Below are 18,217 nucleotides of genomic sequence, written 5' to 3' on the forward strand. Positions count from 1 at the left end.
CCACCATGAGCGACGAAACCACCTCCCCTGCGGAGGAGACCGCGACCGGCCCGGTCGGCACCAGCGCCGGCACCGTCTCCGTCGAGGACCTGACCGAGGCCCTGATGGACGTCGTCGACCCCGAACTGGGCATCGACGTCGTCAACCTCGGCCTGATCTACGGCGTCCACATCGACGAGTCCGACGTGGCCACCATCGACATGACCCTCACCTCGGCGGCCTGCCCGCTGACCGACGTGATCGAGGACCAGGCGAAGACCGTCACCGACGGCCTCGTCCAGGACCTGCGCATCAACTGGGTCTGGATGCCGCCGTGGGGCCCCGACAAGATCACCGACGACGGCCGCGAGCAGCTCCGCGCCCTCGGCTTCAACGTCTGAGGCCTGTCGATCGTCGACCCGCTGCCGCGCGGCCCCTTCCTTCCGGGTTTCCGGGGAAGGGGCCGCGCGTTTCAGTGGGCGGCGGCGGCCTTCGCGACCAGCGCACCGATCCGGTCGACCGCGGTGGAGGGACCGGGGAAGAACCGGTTCTTGGTCAGCGCGAAGGAGATCCCGGTCGCGGTGTCGGCGTACGCCGCGCTGCCGCCCATGCCGGGCATGCCGAAGGTGCTCCGGGTCGCCCGCAGGTCGGCCCCGGGCCGGCCGAGGTTCCAGCCCAGTGCGCGCGGCACCGGGAAGCCGATCATTTGGTCGACGTCGGCCGTGGCCAGTGTCGTGATCTCGCGCAGCCGCTCCTCCGGTACCAGCCGGACGCCGTCCACCTCACCGAGCAGCGCGGCGTACATCCTGGCCACCGCGCGGGCGGACATCGTGCCACCCGAGGGAATGTCCGAGGTGAGCACCACGGGGTCGTTGCCGTACGCGGCGCCGGGGGTCACGGCGGGCGGCGTGGCCCTGAACAACGGCAGGTCGGCGGGCATCGCCGCCATGATCGCGGCGGTACCGGGCGCCTCCTCGAGCCGGGCGAGCCGCCCGAGCTCGGACTCCGGGACACCGAAGAACAGCTCGTCGGCGATGCCCAGCGGCACCGCCACCTCCTGCCTGAGCACCTGTGAGATCGGCTTGCCGGTGGCCCGGCGCACGATCTCGCCCATGACGAAGCCCCAGGTCATCGCGTGGTAGCCGGTCCTGGTCCCGGGCTCCCACCAGGGCTCGGAGTCGGCGATCAGCGCACACATCCCGTCCCAGTCGGCGAGGTCCCGCACCGTGAGGTCGGCCGGCACCGCCGGGACGCCGACCGAGTGGGTCAGCGCGTGGCGGACGGTCGCCTTGTGCTTGCCGTGCGCCCCGAACTCGGGCCAGAGCTCCACGATCGCCTGGTCGTAGTCGAGGACCCCGCGCTCCGCGAGCACGTGCACCACCGTCGCGGTCACCCCCTTGCCGGTGGAGGCGCTGTAGAACGGGACGTCCGAGGCGACCGGACGCCCGCTGTCCGGATCGGCGACCCCCGCCACGGCGTCCACCACCAGCTCCCCGTGCCGGTACACCGCGACCTGGATACCCAACTCCTCGCCCGACTCCACCATTTCGTCGACGGCCCGCTGCACAAGCTCCTGCACGGCTGCTCCCTCCTCAGCTGCGGCGCCCCTGTGCACCGCTCACCCGTAGGTCGCCACCGAGGGAACGATCTCGACATACGGCGCCCTCGCTCCCAGCAGGGCGGCACGTGCGCGTGCGACACCTCTGGCCGTCACGGAAGCGCCGCCCCCGACCGCCTCGGGCTGCCCGCCGAGGCCCGCGCAGGCCCGGCAGATCCCCGGTGCGGGCACCGGATCGTGGCACTTGGCGCACTCGGAGTAGCTGGTCTTCGGGGTCCCTTCCGCCGGCCGGGAGGGAGGCATCTTGCGCTCCAGCCGGTAGCGGAGCACGGCCGCCGCCGAGTGGATCGGAGCCGGCAGACCCGGCAACAGGGCGTGCGCGAGGTCGGCCGCAGTGCAGCCGCGCGCCAACCACCGCCCCACCAGCGGCGCCAGTTCCCGCGCCTCGGCCTCACCCAGCCGCAACCGGGGCTCGGCCCGGATCGCGCGGAACAGGGTGTCCACCGCCTCCCGCTCGTCTTCGTCGGCCGACTCCGGGGGGAGGGTGGGTTCTTGGCCCCGGTCCTTTACAACAGGACTGCCAGCGCTTCCGGTCGGCGGCCCACCGGACGCCGGACGGATGACACCCGGCCGCGCGAGCTGCGGGGTGTCGTAGACGTGCGCCTCACTGCGGAGGGTCCCGTCGGGCAGCCGGACCTTCTCGACCCGGTAGTAGCCGGCGTCGGTGAGCTCCTTCAAAGCCTTGCGAACGGCCCCACGCCCCTGCGGACTGGTGTCGGCCATGTGCCGCCCGTCCTCCCGCCACCCATCGGGCCGGGAGAGCAGATCCGCGAGCAGGCCGCGGGCGGTGTAGCTCAACTGCCGTTTCTGCAACACGGAGTTGGGAAGGACGGTGAAGTTGCGCACGTGGGCGCTACGATGGATACGCATTGGAGTGTCAGCTCCTGTTGCCGGACCCCGGGGTGTTGGTAGCACCGCCGGGGTCGCAATTTTCTCTTTGAGCACGGAACGTACCACGCCATTTGACGCAGCGTGAGCCGTTCGTGACTACCTGATAGGGTCCAAGGCTCTCCCCGGCTCGGCGACTCCCGCTACCGTCCCGCGAGCTACTGGCGAACTGACTCAAAGGGGGAGCGGCATGACCGTGATCGCGGTGACCGGGCACATGGACCTCACCGAAGAGAGTGTCATCCTGGTCCGCGAAGCGCTGGATCAGCTACTCGCCGACCATGCCGAGCACGGCCTCACCGGTGTCTCGTGCATCGCCAAGGGTGCGGGCTCGATCTTCGCTGACGCGGTGCTCTCGCTCGGAGGCCGACTGATCGCCGTAGTCCCGTCGGCCGATTACCGTGAGACCAAGGTCAAGCCGGCGTACGCAGCCGAGTTCGACCGTCTTCACCAGGCCGCCGCCGAGGTTGTCGTCATGCCGTTCACCGAGGCCAACCGCGAGGCGTACGAAGCCGCCAACAACGAGTTGCTGCGCCGTGCTGACCACTTGTTCGCCGTGTGGGACGGCAGGCCCGGCAGTGGGCGTGGGGGAACCGCTGACACTGTCGCCGCGGCCCGTGCCGCCCAGCTACCTGTGACGGTCGTGTGGCCCGAGGGTGCCATCCGTAGAAGCTGACGATGCCATCAGCTGGCCGCCGCTCCGAAACGGAGGTTTCGGGGCGGCGGTGTTTGTGCTGGTCGGGGGGACGTAGGCGTAGCGGAGGTGTCCGTGACTACCTGGCAGTGGCGAGGTCCCCGCGTGCGACGGCCTCGCAGAGGACCGTGGCGATCTCCTGCGGCAGGAGGTTGAGCGCGTCGAGCGCCTCGGTGGTCAGGGGGATCTCCTCCAGGAGGTACTCGCCCCGGCCTTCCTGGCTGAACTCGGGACCGCTGCGGTTCTCGAAGTCCCACTTCTCGATGGTGGCGAGGTAGAAGTCCTGGCGCTCGTCGTCGGTCTCGATGCTGTGGAGGAGGCCGACGATCCGGGCTTCGCCGGCGACCTCCTCGCGGACCTCGCGCGACAGGGCGTCCTCGGGGCTGGCGTCGGTCGGCTCGACCTTTCCGCCGACGATCACCCAGTACGGTGCGATGCCGGGGCGGATGCGCTTGATCAGCAGCATGGTGTCGTTCGGAGTGACGAGGACGGCGCGGACACGGTGCTGCATGGTGCCCACCATAGCCGTCGGTTTCCATGTCTGACGGACAGGCCGAACGTCAGCCGGCTGCTGCGCAAACCGCTCCTTGCTGACCGTTTCAGAATGACTTCCGCAGGCACTCCGACGGTTCAGCAGCAGCTGGCTTGCGAGGCGCTCTGGCGCCGCGGATCGTCCAACGACAGACTGTTCGTGGCTCTCAGCTAGGGGGTCGTCACGCTTTGGAGGCGTTGAGGCATGAGCATGCTGTCGGCTGATCCACGGACCTTGGCCCGCGAGGCGTACACCTACCTCTACCCGCTGGTGATGATGGACGTCACCCGCCGACAGGGCACCTCTCCCCTGGCGACGGAGAAGCCGGGCTACGGCGCGCCGAACGAGTTCCAACACCTGCGCGAGTTCCCTTCGGCGGAGTTCCGGGCCGTGGTGCGGCCGAACTTCGACACGCTGTACTCCAACGCCTGGCTGGACCTGACCGCCGGCACGGTGGAACTGCACGTGAGTGACACCGCAGACCGGTACTTCATGCTCCCGCTGATGGACATGTGGACCGACGTGTTCGCCACCATCGGCAAGCGCACCACCGGGACCGGCGACCAGGACTACCTCATCGTCGGCCCCGACTATGACGGCACTCCGCGGGCCGGGGTGACGGTGCTGCGGGCACCGACCCCCTACGTGTGGATCATCGGCCGCACGCAGACCAACGGCCCGGCCGACTACACCGCCGTCCACAAGGTCCAGGACGGCTACACGCTGAACGCGGTTCCGCCGCGCGAGTACGAGCTCGACGATCAGATCGACGTGGAGGCCGACACACTCGCCCTGGTCAACAACCTCAGCGCGGTCGATTTCTTCACGTGGGCCGCCCAGACGCTGGCGGCCAACCCGCCGCACGCTGCGGACTTCTCCGTCCTGGCCCGGATCGCGAACCTGGGCATCGTGGCGGGCCAGGAGTTCGACCCCGGCCGCTTCACCGAGGCCGAGCTCGCCGAGATCGACGCCGGCGCGCAGGAAGCCCTCGCCCAGATCCTCGGGTCGATGGCCAGCTTCGGAACCGCGGCCAACGGCTGGCGGACTTCTCTCGACACCATGGGCGCCTACGGCAACAGCTACTTCAAGCGCGCAGTGGTCGCCGCCGGCGGCCTCGGTGCCAACCCTCCCGAGGACGCCGTCTACCCTGTCCTGGCCACCGACGCCGACAGCGAGCCCGTCAACGGCGACAACGACTACCTCCTGCGGTTCGAGGCCGACGCGATGCCGCCCGCCGGCGCCTTCTGGTCGGTCACCGTGTACGACGGCGAGGGCTACCAGGTCGCGAACGAACTCGACCGCTTCGCCCTCGGCGACCGTGACACCCTGGACTACGACACGCAGGACGGATCGCTCACCATCTACATCTCCCAGCACAACCCCGGCCCGGACCGGCTGAACAACTGGCTGCCCGCCCCCTCCGGCCCGCTCGGCATCACGATGCGCCTCTACGCACCGAAGCCCGAAGCCCTCGACGGGACCTGGAACCCGCCCGCGGTCACCAAGGCATAACCGATCGCCTCGCAACGGATCGAGACCGGCTCCTGCGCCCGGTGATCTTGTTCGGCAGGGTGCCCCGGTGCGCACCGATCTTGTTCCGGACGACTTGTGGGAGCGGTTGGCCCCGCTGCTGCCGCCCGCTCCCGAGCGCTGTCGCCGATACCCTGGGCGGCTTCGGGTTTCCGACCGGATGGCGTTCGCCGGCATCATCTTCGTCCTGCGGACCGGTGTCGCCTGGCGCGACGTCCCCGCCGAGCCATGGGCTGCTCCGGGGTTACGGCCTGGCGCAGACTACGGGCGTGGGCCGACGTATCCACCGCCTGCCATGATCGTCGCCCCATGTTCGGGCGGCAGGTCAAGCCCACCAGGTGGAGTGGATACGCGCGGAGCGGAGTGCCGTACTACCTGTTGGTGGACCGGGACCCGCGGCAGTCGGGCGTCACCTTGTTCGGCGAGCCGAACAAGGCTGAGGCTACGTACCAAGCCCTGGGTGAGTGGAAGTTCGGGGAGGGCGTTCGGTTGCCGGAGCCGTTCGATGTCGAGATCAGGACGGATGCCTGGAAGCCCTGGGGATGAGACGCCGCCGCCCCGGAACGAGGTTCGTTCCGGGGCGGCGGCGTCTGTGCGTGGGGGGTCAGGCGGTTCGGGGGCGCTTGGCGACGGCGAGGGCCAGGGTGGCGCAGAGGAGGGCGGCCAGGAGGGTGAAGCCGCTGGTGGCGGGGAGGAGGCCATATACCTGGACGAGGGCGCCTACGGCGACGATGGGGAGGGAGGAGCCGAGGTAGATGATGATCCACAGGGAGCTCAGCTCGGAGCCCCTCCGTTCGGGGTTCATCGCCGCGACGGCGGTGGTGAACAGGGAGCGGAAGGCGATGCCCTGGCAGGCGCCGCCGAGGACGCTGCCGATGAAGAGCAGCGCCGGGGTGCCGGTGTACTGGGCGCCGACCACCAGGCCCAGGCCGGTGGCCAGGCCGGCCATGCCGAGGGCGATGACCACGCGGTCGGCGGTGGGCGGGACGAGCAGCTGGGCGACGGCCGAGGAGCCGAGGAGCAGGGCGGCCACGACGGCGCCGATCAGCTTGGAGTCGGTGTGCAGCAGCTTGGCGGCGAAGGCCGGGGCCAGGCTGAGGTAGACGCCGAACACCGCGTAGGAGATGAATCCGGCCGCGGCGGCGAGCAGGAACTCACGACGGCCGGTGCGCGGCAGCCGCAGGCGCTGGGGGCGCAGGTGGGCCGGGGTGGTGATCCGGGGCGGGGTGGCCGGTGGGCGGTTGCGGCCGGGCATCCGGGGGTGGAGGAGAGCCAGTGGCATGCAGAGTGCCACCAGGGCGATCGCGTGCAGCAGGAAGGGCGTGAGCAGCGGGTCGGAACCGTCGGCCAGCAGGGCGCCGACCACCGGGCCGAGCGCGACGCCGCCGGCGGAACAGGCCAGGGTGATCTTGGCGGCGAGCGTCGGGCGGTCGGGCAGCAGGTCGCCGAGGGCGGCCCCGGCGGCGCCGGTGGACAGGCCGACGGCGATGCCCTGGACGGCCCGCCCGGCGGCGAGCTGCCAGAAGCTGCCGGAGGTCGCGAACACGACGTCGCCGACGGCGGACAGCGCGACGGCGGGCAGGATCAGGGCGCGTCGGCCGAGGTGGTCGGACCAGTGGCCGACCACGGCCAGCACCGGGACCAGCGCGAACACGTAGATCGCGAACAGGATCGTGGTGTCCAGCGCGGTGAGGTGCAGCCGCTGCTGGAGGAGCGAGTAGATCGGCGTGGCCAGGTTGGCGCCGATCAGCATGAGGAGCAGGGCGGCGGCGACGAGGCCGACGCGTACTCCGCGCAGCGCGTTCCAGCGGCTGATCGCGGAGAGCTGGAGCTGGGCGCGTGGCGCGAGCTCCAGGGGAAGCAGGGCCTCCGACAGTCGGCGTCCGTCGAACTGCGCGGTGCGCAGGCCGGAGCCGGCGGGGGAGAGGTCCGCCATGGCAGGGGTCTCCTGTGGCCGGGCACCACCCGGGTCGGCGGGGTGTGCCGGCGCGCCCGTCCTGGCGGCGCTGTGGTGGTGGCCTCGGTGCGGGCTCCCTGGTGGGGCAGGTGAGCTGAAGGGGGGCTACGTTGCCCGTCGGCGCGCGCGGGGTTGTGCGCGGTACCGACTTCGAAGGATAAGGGGTGGGCGCACGGTTGCGGCGCGCGCCCCTGGAGGCCGGGCATCGGGCGTGCCCGGCCTATACGCTGAGGTGGTGGACCGGTGACGCGGAGGTGATCTCCGCGGGCCCCGGCCCGGCTGACCGCTCGGCGTAGGGAGAACGCGCAACGATGGCCGCACGACGTCGTAGGAACGCCGACACCCCGGCGGCGGGTGCGCCGGGCGAGGGCGCGGTGCTGCCCGCCGACCTGGAGCTGCAGGATCTGTACGGGGCGTTCGCCGCGCACGGGCTGGACGACGACGACCTGGACGACGCGGCGGTGCTGGTCCCGCCGGTCACGCTGCCGTCCGAGCCGGAGCTGGCCGAGCTGGCGAAGGCCGTCCCGATGTTCGGGTGGGCGCTGGAGCTGGCCCGCTGGGCGGCGCCGCACCGCGCGGTGGACGAGTTCGGCGACCTCACCGGCCCGGACCGGGCCCCGGCCGCCCGGCAGCTCGGCCTGGCCCCCGAGGAGGGGGACGCGCCGGAGGAGGCGGTGGTCGAGGCGATGCGCGCCTGGTCGCTGGCCTGTGACCTGGACCTGGTCGAGATCGGCACCACGGTGGCCGGCGAGCACGTCGCGGTCCCCGGCCCGGACCTGGAGCCGGCCGAGGCGGGCGACGCCGACACCGTCCTGGAACTGTGGCTGACGGCCGCCGGGATCGTCCGCGAGCTGGCGGTGGAGGCGGACTCCCAGGAGCTGGAGACGGAGGACGGGGAGCAGGCGGAGGAAGAGGACGAGGACGGCCTGAACGAGGTCGAGGAGGCCCGCGACGAGGCCGCCGAGCTGCTCGACGAGGCCCTCCAGGTGCTGTACGAGACCACCGCCTTCGCCGAGCCGGGCCGTGAGACGGTGCCGCTGGGCGTGCTGGCGGCGCTGCTGGTGGTCCCGGAGGGCGAGGAGCCGAGCGACGAGCTGCTCGGCGACATCACCGATGTGATGGTCGCCCTGGACCCGATGCTCGCCGACCTCGCCGAGCTGGGCCTGCTGGAGTACCGGCCGATCGACCCGGAGCTCTTCGACGAGGAGGAGGAAGGGGCGGTCGAGCCTGCGGCCCAGGCGGAGTCGGCGGAGCTGGACGAGGCGGAGTCCGCGCGGTTCGGGCTGGTCCGGCTCACCCCGCTGGGCCAGTACGGGATCCGGCAGTGGCTGCTGGAGGACGGCTACGACGCGCCGCTGGTCGGGGACCTGGCCCGGGGCGACGCCGCCGAGCTGCTCCGCGGGGTCAGCGAGGCCGCGAACGTGCTGCCCGAGGAGGAGCTGAAGGTCTGGGTGGCCGGCCGGGAGCCGGTGGCGGCGGCGCGCGAGCTGCTCGCGGCGGCGCGCGGCATCGACGCGTACGCCCCGATGCGGCGGCTGCTCTGCCACTCGGCGCTGACCCTGCTCGGCGCGCCCGCCGAGCCGGCCGTCCGGGAGGTGCTGGACGATCCGGAGCTGGGCGGCGGCGCGCGGGCCTGGCTGGTCTCGCTCGGCGTGGCGGACGTGCCGGCGCCGGACCGGGCGATGGCGCTGTGGACGGTCGTGGACGCCTTCGCGGCCCAGCTGCTGGACACTGGCGGCGATCCGGACCAGCTGCGCGACCTGGTCGCCGAGCTGCCGGTGACCGACGAGCCGGGCGGCTACTTCGGCGACCTGTGGCGGGTCGAGCACCCGTACACGGCGGATGTGCTGGAGGCGGTCGGCGAGCTGCACCCGGACCGGGCGGTGGCCAAGGAGGCCCGCAAGGCCGCGTTCAAGGCGCGCTCCAAGGGGTGAGCGGCGGCGCCCCGGTCAGCGGGGCAGGTCGAGCGAGCCGTCCTCGGTGAAGGCGAAGAAGGGGTTGTGGGCCAGCTCCCAGAGGTGGCCGTCCGGGTCCTCGAAGTACCCGGAGTAACCGCCCCAGCCGGTCGCCGTCGGCGGCTTGACCACGACGGCGCCGGCCGCCACCGCCGTCTCCAGGGTGGTGTCCACCAGGGCCGGGGACTCCAGGTTCACGGCGAGGGTGACGCCCCGGAACGCCGGTTCGCCGACGGACGGTACGCCCGCCTCGGCGGCCAGCTCCTCGTGGGGGTAGAGGCCGAGCACCGAGTCCGCGGTGCGGAACCAGACGATGTCCGGGCTGGAGGCGGCGGAGCGGTGCCAGCCGAGCGCCTCGTAGAAGCGGGCGCTGCGGTCGAGGTCGCTCACACCGAGCGTGACGACGCTGAGCCGGGCCGGGACGGGCGTGGTTGCTGTCATGCCCGCCAGCGTAGGGACGGGGACCGACAGCGGCTCCCCGGACGCGGCCGTCCGGTGGGACGGCCGATCCGCCCGGCGGACAAAGGGCCTGATGACCCGGCAGGTCGGGCCACGTATCGTTGCCCGGGTGTCGACGGCACGGTGCCGACGGCCCGGTGAGGGCGGCGAGGACAGGGGGTGCGGCGCGGGATGACGCGGGCGAGCGGAGGGGGCCGGGACGGCCGGTACGGGGACGGTGCGGGGACGGTGGACCCGTGCGACCGCCCGGGCGGAGGCCCGGACGAGTGCCCGAACCACCGCCCGGGGGAGCCCCTGGACGGCCACCCGGACGGCCACCCGGACGGGTCCCCGGGCAGGTACCCGGACGGGTGCCCGGTCGGCGACCTGGAGGAGTTCCTCGCCGTGCAGGAGGAGTTCGCCCGCCGCACCCTCGTCGCGGCCGACTTCCCGGTGTACGGCGTCGCGTCCGTGCCGGGGCCGGCCGGCGGCGCGCTGGTCGCCTACGGGACGGACGGCGCCGCCGCGGGGGCTCCCGGGGTGCCGGGCGGCGCGGGACCGGAGGCGGAGCGGGCCGGGCGCACCGGGCCGTGGACCGCGCCCGGCTGGATCGAGGTCGGCTTCGGCGACTGGACCTCGCCGGACGGCCCGTACGTCACCGTGCGCACCCACCGGCCGGGCGCCGACCGCGACGAGCCGCTGCCCGAGCTGGAGGACGTCGTCGAGGACGAGCGCGACCGGGTCTACGAGCAGCTCGGCGTGGACGAGGGGGACACCCCCGGCCGGGTCCGGGCCCTGCGCGAGTGGATCACCGTCGACGGCGAGTCGCGGGCCGTCGAGGTGCACGAGGACCGGCGCGGCCTGTGGTCCGGCGCGGCGCTGCCGGGCTGTTGCCCGATGGGCGGGGTGGAACCGGTCTGGGCGGGCCGGTTCCGGGTGGACGGGCTGACCGTCACGGTCTGCGGGCGGGGCGTGCCGCCGGGCGGCATCGAGCTGGCGCGGATCGGGGACCACGAGCGCTACCTGAGCGGCCGCACCGCGCTGCTGCGCGAGCTGGCCGTCCGCCGCGGCCGGAACCTGCCGGTGGAGCAGCGCGAGCTCTCCCCGGTCAGCGGGCTGGAGGCGCACCGGGCGGTGATCGCGCACGGCATCAGCGAGGCCGCCGCCCTGGAGGCGCGGCTGCGCTCCGGGCGCCCGCCCCGGCTGCTCCGGGGGGCGCGCGCGGAGGCCGGCGCGCTGCGCTGGGAGGCCGCGGTGCGCCAGCAGATGCGGCTGGCCTCGGAGACCCGGGCGGAGGCGGCCGAGGCGGTGGCCACGATGGTCGAACAGCTCGGCCGGCTCTCCCAGGTGACGCACTGGGTGGTGGGCACGCCGGAGGGCGAGGCCGCGGTGGAGGAGTCGATCCGGTACGCGGTGTTCGCCAGCGAGGTGGCGAGCGTGCCGGCGCAGCGCGCCTGGCGGCAGGTCAGGTGGGGGGAGCGCGGCGAGCGGGGCGAGCACCGGATGGGCGAGCAACTGTGGCTGGCGGCCTGGGAGCAGTGGCGGGCGGCGCGGGTCGGACGGTGAGCCGACGGGCCGTCAAAGGCCGAACGGCGGGTGACGCCCGCCCGACTCACGGTGTGACCTGTGGTGACAGGGCAAACGTTGAGTCATGGGTTCGCATAAGGTCGGCAAATGACCACTCCGGCGAGGCGTGCGCTTCACCGGGCGTTCACCGGGCGGGCCGAGTCTGCTGGGCGTCGGCGACCAGCCTCGACACCTCGCACGCCACGCACCGGGGACCTCCCCGGTCGGCGGCCCACCCCTCAGGAGTGACTGCCATGTCGCTGTCCCGCCGGGACTTCGTCAACCGTTCCACCATCGTCGGGGCCGGCGTTCTGATCGCCGGCAGCGCCGAGGCCCTGGCCAGCGCGCCGGGCGCGATCGCCGCCCCGGCCGGTGGCGAGGTGCCGGTCGCCGCGGCCGCCGAGGCCGAGCGCGTCGCCGTCGGCTACGGCCCGCTGGTCGCCGACCCGGAGGGCCTGCTGGCCCTGCCCAAGGGCTTCAAGTACAAGGTCGTGAACCGCGCCGGCGTCACCAAGCTGCGCACCGGCGAGTTCACCCCGAGCAACCACGACGGCACCTCGGCGTTCGAGGACGAGCGCGGCGGCAACCTGCTGGTCGTCAACCACGAGCTGGGCGGCGCCCGCGCCAACTGGCCGAACCCGGTCCCGCTGACCGAGGGCCACGTCTACGACCCGGGCGCGGCCGGCGGCTGCACCATCGTGCACGCCAAGGCCAACGGCAAGGTCGAGCAGTGGGTCGGCATCGCCGGCACCGCCACCAACTGCGCGGGCGGCGTCACCCCGTGGGGCACCTGGCTGTCCGGCGAGGAGACCGAGGACAAGGCCGGCAAGAACGGCTTCACCAAGGACCACGGCTACATCTTCGAGGTCGACCCGTTCGACGACGACTACAACCGCGACCCGCAGCCGGTGAAGGCGTTCGGCCGCTTCGCCCACGAGGCCGTCGTCGTCGACCCGAAGCGCGGCCACGTCTACCTGACCGAGGACGCCTCCAACCCGAACGGCCTGCTGTTCCGCTGGACCCCGGAGGCCGGCTTCAAGCACGGCCGCTACAAGCTGCGCAAGCTGGCCGCCGACGCCGGTGTGCTGGAGGCCTTCAAGGTCTTCGACGCCCAGGGCAAGTTCATCGACGACCTGTCGCGCGCCACCACGGTCGGCACCACCTACGGCGTGGACTGGGTCAAGGTCCAGGACCGCGACGCGCGGACCGTCTCCGTCCGCAAGCAGTTCAAGGACGGCGAGGTCACCCGCGCCCGCAAGCTGGAGGGCATGTGGTGGGGTGACGGCGGCTTCTACTTCGTCTCCAGCTTCGCCCGCTCGGAGAGCCCGCTGCAGCACGACGGCCAGGTCTGGTTCTACAACCCGACCCGCCGCACCATCACCCTGAAGGTCCTGCTGGGCGTCAACACCGACGTCTGGGGCGACCACGACAACTACGACGGCCCGGACAACATCACCGTCTCGCCCTACGGCGGCATCGTGATCGCCGAGGACGGCGAGGGCGTCTCGCACCTGTTCGGCGCCACCGAGGACGGCCTGACCTACGCGATCGCCCGCAACGAGCTGAACATCGGCACCGCCGAGAAGCCCGAGTTCAGCGAGTTCACCGGCGTCACCTTCTCGGACGACGGCAAGACCCTGTTCGCCAACATCCAGACCCCGGGCATCCAGCTGGCCATCACCGGCCCGTGGCACCGCCTGAACGAGCACAAGCGCGGCCAGGGCTACGGCCAGTGAGCTGAGCGCAGGTGAGTGACAGGGGCCCGCTCCTCGCAGCGGGCCCCTGTCGCGTCCTCAGGAGTCGGCCGGCAGCCGCAGCTGGAGCATGGCGAGCAGCCGCTGCTGGGGCTGGGCCAGGTCGATGCCGGTCAGCTGCTCGGCCCGGCGGACCCGGTAGCGCAGGGTGTTCGGGTGGATGTGCAGGGCGTCCGCCGCGACCCGGACCTCGCCGAGCGCGTCCAGCCAGGCCAGCACCGACTCGGCGAGCCGGGTGCCGTGCCGGCGGTCGTACTCGGCGAGCGCGGTGAGCCGCGGGTCGCGCAGGCCGCCGCGCTCCTGGAGCAGCGCCAGCATCTCGCTGACCAGCACCTCCGCCTGGACGTCGATCAGCGCCGCGACCTCCAGGTCCACCCCGCCGCGTCCCATCGCGTCCAGGATCCGGTCCGCCTGGGCGCGCGACTCGGGGACCCGGGCGAGGCCGTCCACCGTCGAGCCGATCGCCGCGCGCAGCGGGACGCCCAGGTGGTCGCGGGCCGCCTCGACCACCTCCTGCGCCCAGCCGCGCACGGTGGCCATCGGCAGGTTGGCGGGCAGCTCGGGCAGCAGCACGTAGACCCGGGACTCGATCGGCGCGAGCAGCGCGGCGCGGTGCCGGGCCGCGGTGTGCACCGAGATGAGGCCGGTCACCTCGGCCCGGTTCAGCTGCTCGGTGGTGCCCGCGCTGTACGCCAGCACGGTGGCTGGGCGGCGCAGGTCCAGGCCGAGGTGGGTGGCGAGCGACTGCGGGCCGGTGGAGCCCTCCAGCAGGCCGGTGAGCAGGGTCTGGGTCAGCCGCACGTCCGCGGACAGCTCCCGGCGCCGGCGCACCAGCTGCGCCGCGGCGACCCGGGCCGCGCCGACCAGCGCCTGCTCGGCGAGCGGCGCGAGCGGCTGGGAGCCCTCCTGCACCCAGATGGTGCCGAGCGGCTGCGCGCCGGTCCGGATGCCGATCGCCAGCCGGCGGCGCAGGCCCAGCTCCGGGTGCGGGTCGACCGCGATGGCGGTGTCGGAGCTGCGCAGGTGCTGGAAGACGCCCCACTCGCGGAGCTTGGACAGGTAGGGCTCGGGGCCCTGCCAGCCGAGGATGGAGAGCCGGCGCAGGTCGTCGACCTCGTCGGAGTCGGAGGAGCGGGAGTAGGCGAGCACCCGGCTGGAGGTGTCCTCGATCGACACGATGCCGTTGGTGAGGACGGCGACGGTCTGGGCGAGCGAGAACAGGTCGCCGGCGTTGTGCTCGGCGGCGCCGGGGGTGTCCGGCGCGTCCGGCCCGGCGATGATCGCGCGGGCGAGCGAGTCGAGGTGCTCCCAGCGGGTCTCGCGGCGCACCGAGAGCAGCGCCACGCCCGCCTCGGTGGCCGCCTCGCGCAGCGCGTCGGCCTGCCCGGGCGCGTCCAGCTTGACGGCCACCGCGGCGGCCCCGGCCCGGCCGGCGGCGCGCAGCGCCGGGAGCGCGGCCCGGCCGCGGGCGCCGATGGCGAGCACGAGTTCGCCGGGGGCGGCGGTGGGCGGGTCCTCGGGGTCGAGGATGGCGACGTCGCGGACCGGGACGTCCAGCCCGTTCGGCGCGGCCTGGAGCTCGACGAGCGGCTCGCCCAGGGACATCAGCAGCTGCCGGAGCGGGAGGCCGGGGGTGGTCATACGGGCCTCCTCGGGGGCGTCCGGAGGGCTGGTCCGCGAATTCTTCATCCGGGCGGACAACGCCGTCCGGATGATTTTAGCCGTCCGGCCAATCAAGCGGGCCCCGGTACAGGAATAGCGTTCGTCATGTGGCCGGCGTGCGACCCGCGCCGGCATCCCCCCGCACACAACGAAGGAGAGCGTGCGCTCATGGACGCTGTGACCCAGGTCCCCGCGCCGGTGAACGAGCCGGTCCGCAGCTACGCCCCGGGCAGCCCGGAACGGGCCCGTCTGGAGGCCAAGCTGAAGGAGCTGGGCGGCCAGGAGCCGGTCCAGCTGACCATGACGATCAACGGTGAGCGCCGGATGGGCGGCGGCACCGAGTTCCACGTCGTCCAGCCGCACAACCACGCGGCGAGGCTCGGCACCCTGCGCAACGCCACCCAGGCGGACGCGCAGGAGGCCATCGACACTGCCCTGGCCGCGGCCCCGGCCTGGCAGGCGCTCTCCTTCGACTCCCGCGCCGCGATCTTCCTGCGCGCCGCCGACCTGCTGGCCGGCCCCTGGCGCGAGACCCTGGCCGCCGCCACCATGCTCGGCCAGTCCAAGACCGCGCAGCAGGCCGAGATCGACACCCCCTGCGAGCTGGTCGACTTCCTGCGCTTCAACGTGCACTTCGCCCGCCAGATCATGGCCGAGCAGCCGATCTCCTCGGACGGCGTGTGGAACCGCAGCGACCACCGCCCGCTGGAGGGCTTCGTCTACGCGATCACCCCGTTCAACTTCACCGCCATCGCCGGCAACCTGCCGACCGCCCCGGCGCTGATGGGCAACGTGGTGCTGTGGAAGCCCTCGCCGACCCAGCAGTTCTCCGCGCACCTGCTGATGCAGCTGCTGGAGGCGGCCGGCCTGCCCAAGGGCGTCATCAACATGGTGACCGGTGACGGCCTGGACGTCTCCGCCGTCGCGCTGAAGCACCCGGCGCTGGCCGGCATCCACTTCACCGGCTCCACCGCCACCTTCCAGCACCTGTGGCGCGAGGTCGGCAGCAACATCTCCGGCTACCGCACCTACCCGCGGATCGTCGGCGAGACCGGCGGCAAGGACTTCCTGGTCGCCCACCCGTCCGCCGACAAGGCCGTGCTGAAGACCGCCATGACCCGCGGCGCCTTCGAGTTCCAGGGCCAGAAGTGTTCCGCCCTGTCCCGCGCCTACGTCCCGGCCTCGATCTGGGCCGAGCTGAAGGACGAGTTCCGCGACGAGGTCGAGGGCCTCACCATGGGCGACGTCACCGACCTGTCGAACTTCATGTCGGCCGTCATCGACGACCGCGCCTTCGCCAAGAACAAGGCCGCCATCGACCGCGCCCAGGCCGACCCGCGGGTCGAGGTCCTGGCCGGCGGCAGCTACGACGACTCGGTCGGCTACTTCGTCCGCCCGACCGTCCTGGTCTGCGAGGACCCGGCGAGCGAGTACTTCCGCGACGAGTACTTCGGTCCGGTCCTGGCCGTGCACGTCTACGAGGACGAGAAGTACGACGAGATGCTGACGCAGATGGAGTCGGTGTCGGCCTACGGCCTGACCGGCGCGATCATCTCCCAGGACCGCGAGGCCGTCCAGCACGCGATGCTCAAGCTGCGCAACGCGGCCGGCAACTTCTACATCAACGACAAGCCGACCGGCGCGGTCGTCGGCCAGCAGCCGTTCGGCGGCGCCCGCGCCTCGGGCACCAACGACAAGGCCGGGGCCAAGCAGAACCTGGCGCGGTGGACCTCGACCCGCTCGGTCAAGGAGACCTTCGTCCCGCCGACGGACTACCGCTACCCGCACATGGGCTGAGTGCCCCGGACGACGTAGTCCCCCGACGCCCCGGTCCCGCAGCCGGCGCGTCCCACGGGCGGCGGGCTGACCACCCGCCCGCCGCCCGTCACTTCTGCCACCCTTGGAAACACCAGCTCCAGGAGTCACGATGCTCCGTTCCGCCCTCCTCGCGGCCTCCCGGTCCTCCCAGGTCCGCACCGTCGTCGAGAAGTTCCCGCCGACCCACGCGATAGTCGAGCGGTTCGTCGCCGGCGAGGCCCTCGACGACGCCGTCACCGCCTGCGACGACCTGGTCGCCACCGGCCGCAAGGTCACCCTGGACCACCTCGGCGAGGACACCCAGGACGCCGCCCAGGCCGCCGGCACCGCCGAGGCCTACGAGTACCTGCTCAAGGCGCTCAAGGAGACCGGCCTGGCCGCCGGCGCCGAGGTCTCGGTCAAGCTCTCGGCCGTCGGCCAGTTCCTCCCGGTGGACGGCGAGAAGATCGCGCTGGAGAACGCCCGCCGCATCTGCGCGGCCGCCGCCGACGCCGGCACCACGGTGACCCTCGACATGGAGGACCACACCACCACCGACTCCACCCTCGCCATCGCCCGCGAGCTGCGCGAGGACTTCCCCTGGCTGGGCGTCGTCCTCCAGGCCTACCTGCGCCGCACCGAGGCCGACTGCCGTGAGTTCTCCGGCGCCGGCTCGCGCGTGCGCCTGTGCAAGGGCGCCTACAAGGAGCCCGAGTCGGTCGCCTTCCAGGGCAAGCACGAGGTCGACCTCGCGTACGTCCGCGCGCTCAAGGTCCTGATGGCCGGCGAGGGCTACCCGATGATCGCCTCGCACGACCCCAACATGATCAAGATCGCCGGCCAGCTGGCCCAGTGGAACAACCGCGACCGCGACTCCTTCGAGTACCAGATGCTCTACGGCATCCGCCCCGAGGAGCAGCTGCGCCTCGCCGGCGAGGGCAACACCATGCGGGTGTACCTCCCGTACGGCCAGGAGTGGTACGGCTACTTCATGCGCCGCCTCGCCGAGCGCCCGGCCAACCTCACCTTCTTCCTGCGCGCGATGGCCACCCGCGGCTGACGCGTACGCGCACCCGACGGCCCGCGCCCTCCACCCGGAGGGCGCGGGCCGTCGTGCGTTTCGAGTTCTAGAGGAACTCCTTGGTGTCCAGCTCGAAATCGAAGGGCGCAGGAAGGGGCAGTGGCTCACCGAACGCCGCGATGTGCACCTCGGTGTATTCCTCACGGTGGGGGTTGCTGAAGAGGCTGACCTGCGATCGGTCGCGATCGATGAGCAGGTAGAGGGGGATCTTGGCGCGCGCGTAGCAGTGGCGTTTGGTGATGCGGTCCTGGTCGGGCTTGCTGGAGGTCACCTCCGCCACCATCGCCACACCGTCCGGCTCCATCCACGACGGGGCGCCGCGGAAGAGACGCAACTCCTTCGGAGCGAACGTGGCGTCCGGGATGACATGGTTCTTCGGGCAGAGGCCACCGCTCACGAGTCGGAGGCCCTTGCCGCCCGACACTTGCATGTGGACCTTGGACATCGCCTTCACCTGGTCGATCAGCAGGTCGATGTAGTCCTCGTGATCGCCGTCCGGCGGTGGTGCCACGATGATCTCTCCCTCGATGAGCTCGGCCCGGAAGCCTTCGGGGGAGTGCAGGCTCAGGAAACCCTCCAGCAGGATGTCCTCCTGCGACGGGGAGTCCGTGATCGGTTTCTCATGCGCCACAGCACTCATGATGCCCCTCCTTCAGGTGGGCGTCACGCTAGTGCCGGGTCGATCGGGGTTATGCCGTGCGCGGGGGCTTTTCACCCGATGGTGTGAGGCGGTGGGCGCCGTGGGGCCGGCATCGTCCGCGCGCGC

Annotated in this window: 16 protein-coding genes and 1 pseudogene; 10 read left to right on the forward strand and 7 right to left on the reverse strand. The window is 72.4% G+C overall.

Annotated features, from left to right (window positions below; translation table 11 throughout):
• Window positions 1–5 precede the first annotated feature (5 nt).
• Window positions 6–380 (forward strand): metal-sulfur cluster assembly factor, encoded by a 375-nt coding sequence (locus ACFCLZ_RS26985; RefSeq protein WP_380280068.1) that lies wholly within the window; start codon window positions 6–8, stop codon window positions 378–380.
• A 71-nt stretch (window positions 381–451) separates the two neighbouring features.
• On the opposite strand, the gene ACFCLZ_RS26990 is transcribed toward ACFCLZ_RS26985, so the two are convergent.
• Together ACFCLZ_RS26990 and ACFCLZ_RS26995 are read right to left on the reverse strand one after the other, a co-directional pair.
• A complete protein-coding gene (locus ACFCLZ_RS26990) occupies window positions 452–1,558 on the reverse strand; it encodes a serine hydrolase domain-containing protein (protein ID WP_380280070.1) in 1,107 nt (368 codons plus the stop codon).
• A 39-nt stretch (window positions 1,559–1,597) separates the two neighbouring features.
• The gene (locus ACFCLZ_RS26995; protein ID WP_380280072.1) at window positions 1,598–2,443 is read right to left on the reverse strand and encodes a hypothetical protein; all 846 of its coding nucleotides are present in this window, start codon (window positions 2,441–2,443) and stop codon (window positions 1,598–1,600) included.
• Window positions 2,444–2,675: 232 nt separating this feature from the next.
• On the opposite strand from ACFCLZ_RS26995, the gene ACFCLZ_RS27000 reads away from it, so the two are divergent.
• Window positions 2,676–3,161, forward strand: a complete 486-nt coding sequence (locus ACFCLZ_RS27000) for a hypothetical protein (protein WP_380280073.1) — start codon at window positions 2,676–2,678, stop codon at window positions 3,159–3,161.
• A 97-nt stretch (window positions 3,162–3,258) separates the two neighbouring features.
• Here the strand turns inward: ACFCLZ_RS27000 and ACFCLZ_RS27005 are convergent, their stop codons facing one another.
• Window positions 3,259–3,690 carry an NUDIX domain-containing protein gene (locus ACFCLZ_RS27005; RefSeq protein WP_380280075.1) on the reverse strand — a complete coding sequence of 144 codons (432 nt, stop codon included), beginning with the start codon at window positions 3,688–3,690 and terminating at the stop codon, window positions 3,259–3,261.
• Window positions 3,691–3,915: 225 nt separating this feature from the next.
• On the opposite strand from ACFCLZ_RS27005, the gene ACFCLZ_RS27010 reads away from it, so the two are divergent.
• The 3 genes and pseudogenes from ACFCLZ_RS27010 (at window position 3,916) to ACFCLZ_RS27020 (ending at window position 5,787) form a co-directional block, all read left to right on the forward strand.
• Window positions 3,916–5,223 carry a DUF1254 domain-containing protein gene (locus ACFCLZ_RS27010; RefSeq protein WP_380280076.1) on the forward strand — a complete coding sequence of 436 codons (1,308 nt, stop codon included), beginning with the start codon at window positions 3,916–3,918 and terminating at the stop codon, window positions 5,221–5,223.
• 67 nt (window positions 5,224–5,290) lie between these two features.
• Window positions 5,291–5,514 (forward strand): annotated as a pseudogene (locus ACFCLZ_RS27015) (transposase); the annotation flags it as partial.
• A gap of 36 nt (window positions 5,515–5,550) precedes the next feature.
• Window positions 5,551–5,787 carry a hypothetical protein gene (locus ACFCLZ_RS27020; RefSeq protein WP_380286428.1) on the forward strand — a complete coding sequence of 79 codons (237 nt, stop codon included), beginning with the start codon at window positions 5,551–5,553 and terminating at the stop codon, window positions 5,785–5,787.
• Window positions 5,788–5,845: 58 nt separating this feature from the next.
• Here the strand turns inward: ACFCLZ_RS27020 and ACFCLZ_RS27025 are convergent, their stop codons facing one another.
• Entirely contained in the window at window positions 5,846–7,177 is a 1,332-nt protein-coding gene (locus ACFCLZ_RS27025) for an MFS transporter (RefSeq protein ID WP_380280077.1), read from the reverse strand.
• A 332-nt stretch (window positions 7,178–7,509) separates the two neighbouring features.
• On the opposite strand from ACFCLZ_RS27025, the gene ACFCLZ_RS27030 reads away from it, so the two are divergent.
• The gene (locus ACFCLZ_RS27030; RefSeq protein ID WP_380280079.1) at window positions 7,510–9,132 is read left to right on the forward strand and encodes a hypothetical protein; all 1,623 of its coding nucleotides are present in this window, start codon (window positions 7,510–7,512) and stop codon (window positions 9,130–9,132) included.
• Between the two features lie 15 nt (window positions 9,133–9,147).
• Here the strand turns inward: ACFCLZ_RS27030 and ACFCLZ_RS27035 are convergent, their stop codons facing one another.
• The gene (locus tag ACFCLZ_RS27035) at window positions 9,148–9,594 is read right to left on the reverse strand and encodes a VOC family protein (RefSeq protein WP_380280081.1); all 447 of its coding nucleotides are present in this window, start codon (window positions 9,592–9,594) and stop codon (window positions 9,148–9,150) included.
• Between the two features lie 189 nt (window positions 9,595–9,783).
• Between ACFCLZ_RS27035 and ACFCLZ_RS27040 the strand changes: the two genes are divergently transcribed.
• Together ACFCLZ_RS27040 and ACFCLZ_RS27045 are read left to right on the forward strand one after the other, a co-directional pair.
• Window positions 9,784–11,157, forward strand: coding sequence for a hypothetical protein (locus ACFCLZ_RS27040; RefSeq protein ID WP_380280082.1), 1,374 nt, complete (start codon window positions 9,784–9,786; stop codon window positions 11,155–11,157).
• Between the two features lie 254 nt (window positions 11,158–11,411).
• Window positions 11,412–12,893, forward strand: a complete 1,482-nt coding sequence (locus ACFCLZ_RS27045; protein WP_380280084.1) for an alkaline phosphatase PhoX — start codon at window positions 11,412–11,414, stop codon at window positions 12,891–12,893.
• Between the two features lie 57 nt (window positions 12,894–12,950).
• On the opposite strand, the gene ACFCLZ_RS27050 is transcribed toward ACFCLZ_RS27045, so the two are convergent.
• Window positions 12,951–14,552 (reverse strand): PucR family transcriptional regulator, encoded by a 1,602-nt coding sequence (locus tag ACFCLZ_RS27050; protein WP_380280086.1) that lies wholly within the window; start codon window positions 14,550–14,552, stop codon window positions 12,951–12,953.
• Window positions 14,553–14,741: 189 nt separating this feature from the next.
• On the opposite strand from ACFCLZ_RS27050, the gene pruA reads away from it, so the two are divergent.
• A complete protein-coding gene (gene pruA / locus ACFCLZ_RS27055) occupies window positions 14,742–16,370 on the forward strand; it encodes an L-glutamate gamma-semialdehyde dehydrogenase (protein ID WP_380280087.1) in 1,629 nt (542 codons plus the stop codon).
• A gap of 130 nt (window positions 16,371–16,500) precedes the next feature.
• Complete coding sequence (locus ACFCLZ_RS27060; protein WP_380280089.1) at window positions 16,501–17,430, forward strand: proline dehydrogenase family protein; 930 nt, start codon at window positions 16,501–16,503, stop codon at window positions 17,428–17,430.
• Between the two features lie 67 nt (window positions 17,431–17,497).
• Here ACFCLZ_RS27060 and ACFCLZ_RS27065 read toward each other — a convergent pair whose 3' ends face one another.
• Window positions 17,498–18,091 (reverse strand): Uma2 family endonuclease, encoded by a 594-nt coding sequence (locus ACFCLZ_RS27065; protein WP_380280091.1) that lies wholly within the window; start codon window positions 18,089–18,091, stop codon window positions 17,498–17,500.
• Window positions 18,092–18,217 lie beyond the last annotated feature (126 nt).

This window comes from Kitasatospora purpeofusca (genome assembly GCF_042691725.1).
Classification (GTDB): domain Bacteria; phylum Actinomycetota; class Actinomycetes; order Streptomycetales; family Streptomycetaceae; genus Kitasatospora; species Kitasatospora purpeofusca_B.

Excerpts from the sequence above, each read along its gene's own strand:
- ACFCLZ_RS27025 (WP_380280077.1), bottom strand. The coding sequence starts at position 7,177 with ATGGCGGACCTCTCCCCCGCCGGCTCCGGCCTGCGCACCGCGCAGTTC.
- ACFCLZ_RS27030 (WP_380280079.1), top strand. The coding sequence starts at position 7,510 with ATGGCCGCACGACGTCGTAGGAACGCCGACACCCCGGCGGCGGGTGCG.
- ACFCLZ_RS27060 (WP_380280089.1), top strand. The coding sequence starts at position 16,501 with ATGCTCCGTTCCGCCCTCCTCGCGGCCTCCCGGTCCTCCCAGGTCCGC.
- ACFCLZ_RS27035 (WP_380280081.1), bottom strand. The coding sequence starts at position 9,594 with ATGACAGCAACCACGCCCGTCCCGGCCCGGCTCAGCGTCGTCACGCTC.
- ACFCLZ_RS27010 (WP_380280076.1), top strand. The coding sequence starts at position 3,916 with ATGAGCATGCTGTCGGCTGATCCACGGACCTTGGCCCGCGAGGCGTAC.
- ACFCLZ_RS27040 (WP_380280082.1), top strand. The coding sequence starts at position 9,784 with ATGACGCGGGCGAGCGGAGGGGGCCGGGACGGCCGGTACGGGGACGGT.
- ACFCLZ_RS27050 (WP_380280086.1), bottom strand. The coding sequence starts at position 14,552 with ATGACCACCCCCGGCCTCCCGCTCCGGCAGCTGCTGATGTCCCTGGGC.
- pruA (WP_380280087.1), top strand. The coding sequence starts at position 14,742 with ATGGACGCTGTGACCCAGGTCCCCGCGCCGGTGAACGAGCCGGTCCGC.
- ACFCLZ_RS27065 (WP_380280091.1), bottom strand. The coding sequence starts at position 18,091 with ATGAGTGCTGTGGCGCATGAGAAACCGATCACGGACTCCCCGTCGCAG.
- ACFCLZ_RS27045 (WP_380280084.1), top strand. The coding sequence starts at position 11,412 with ATGTCGCTGTCCCGCCGGGACTTCGTCAACCGTTCCACCATCGTCGGG.
- ACFCLZ_RS27005 (WP_380280075.1), bottom strand. The coding sequence starts at position 3,690 with ATGCAGCACCGTGTCCGCGCCGTCCTCGTCACTCCGAACGACACCATG.
- ACFCLZ_RS27000 (WP_380280073.1), top strand. The coding sequence starts at position 2,676 with ATGACCGTGATCGCGGTGACCGGGCACATGGACCTCACCGAAGAGAGT.
- ACFCLZ_RS27020 (WP_380286428.1), top strand. The coding sequence starts at position 5,551 with ATGTTCGGGCGGCAGGTCAAGCCCACCAGGTGGAGTGGATACGCGCGG.
- ACFCLZ_RS26985 (WP_380280068.1), top strand. The coding sequence starts at position 6 with ATGAGCGACGAAACCACCTCCCCTGCGGAGGAGACCGCGACCGGCCCG.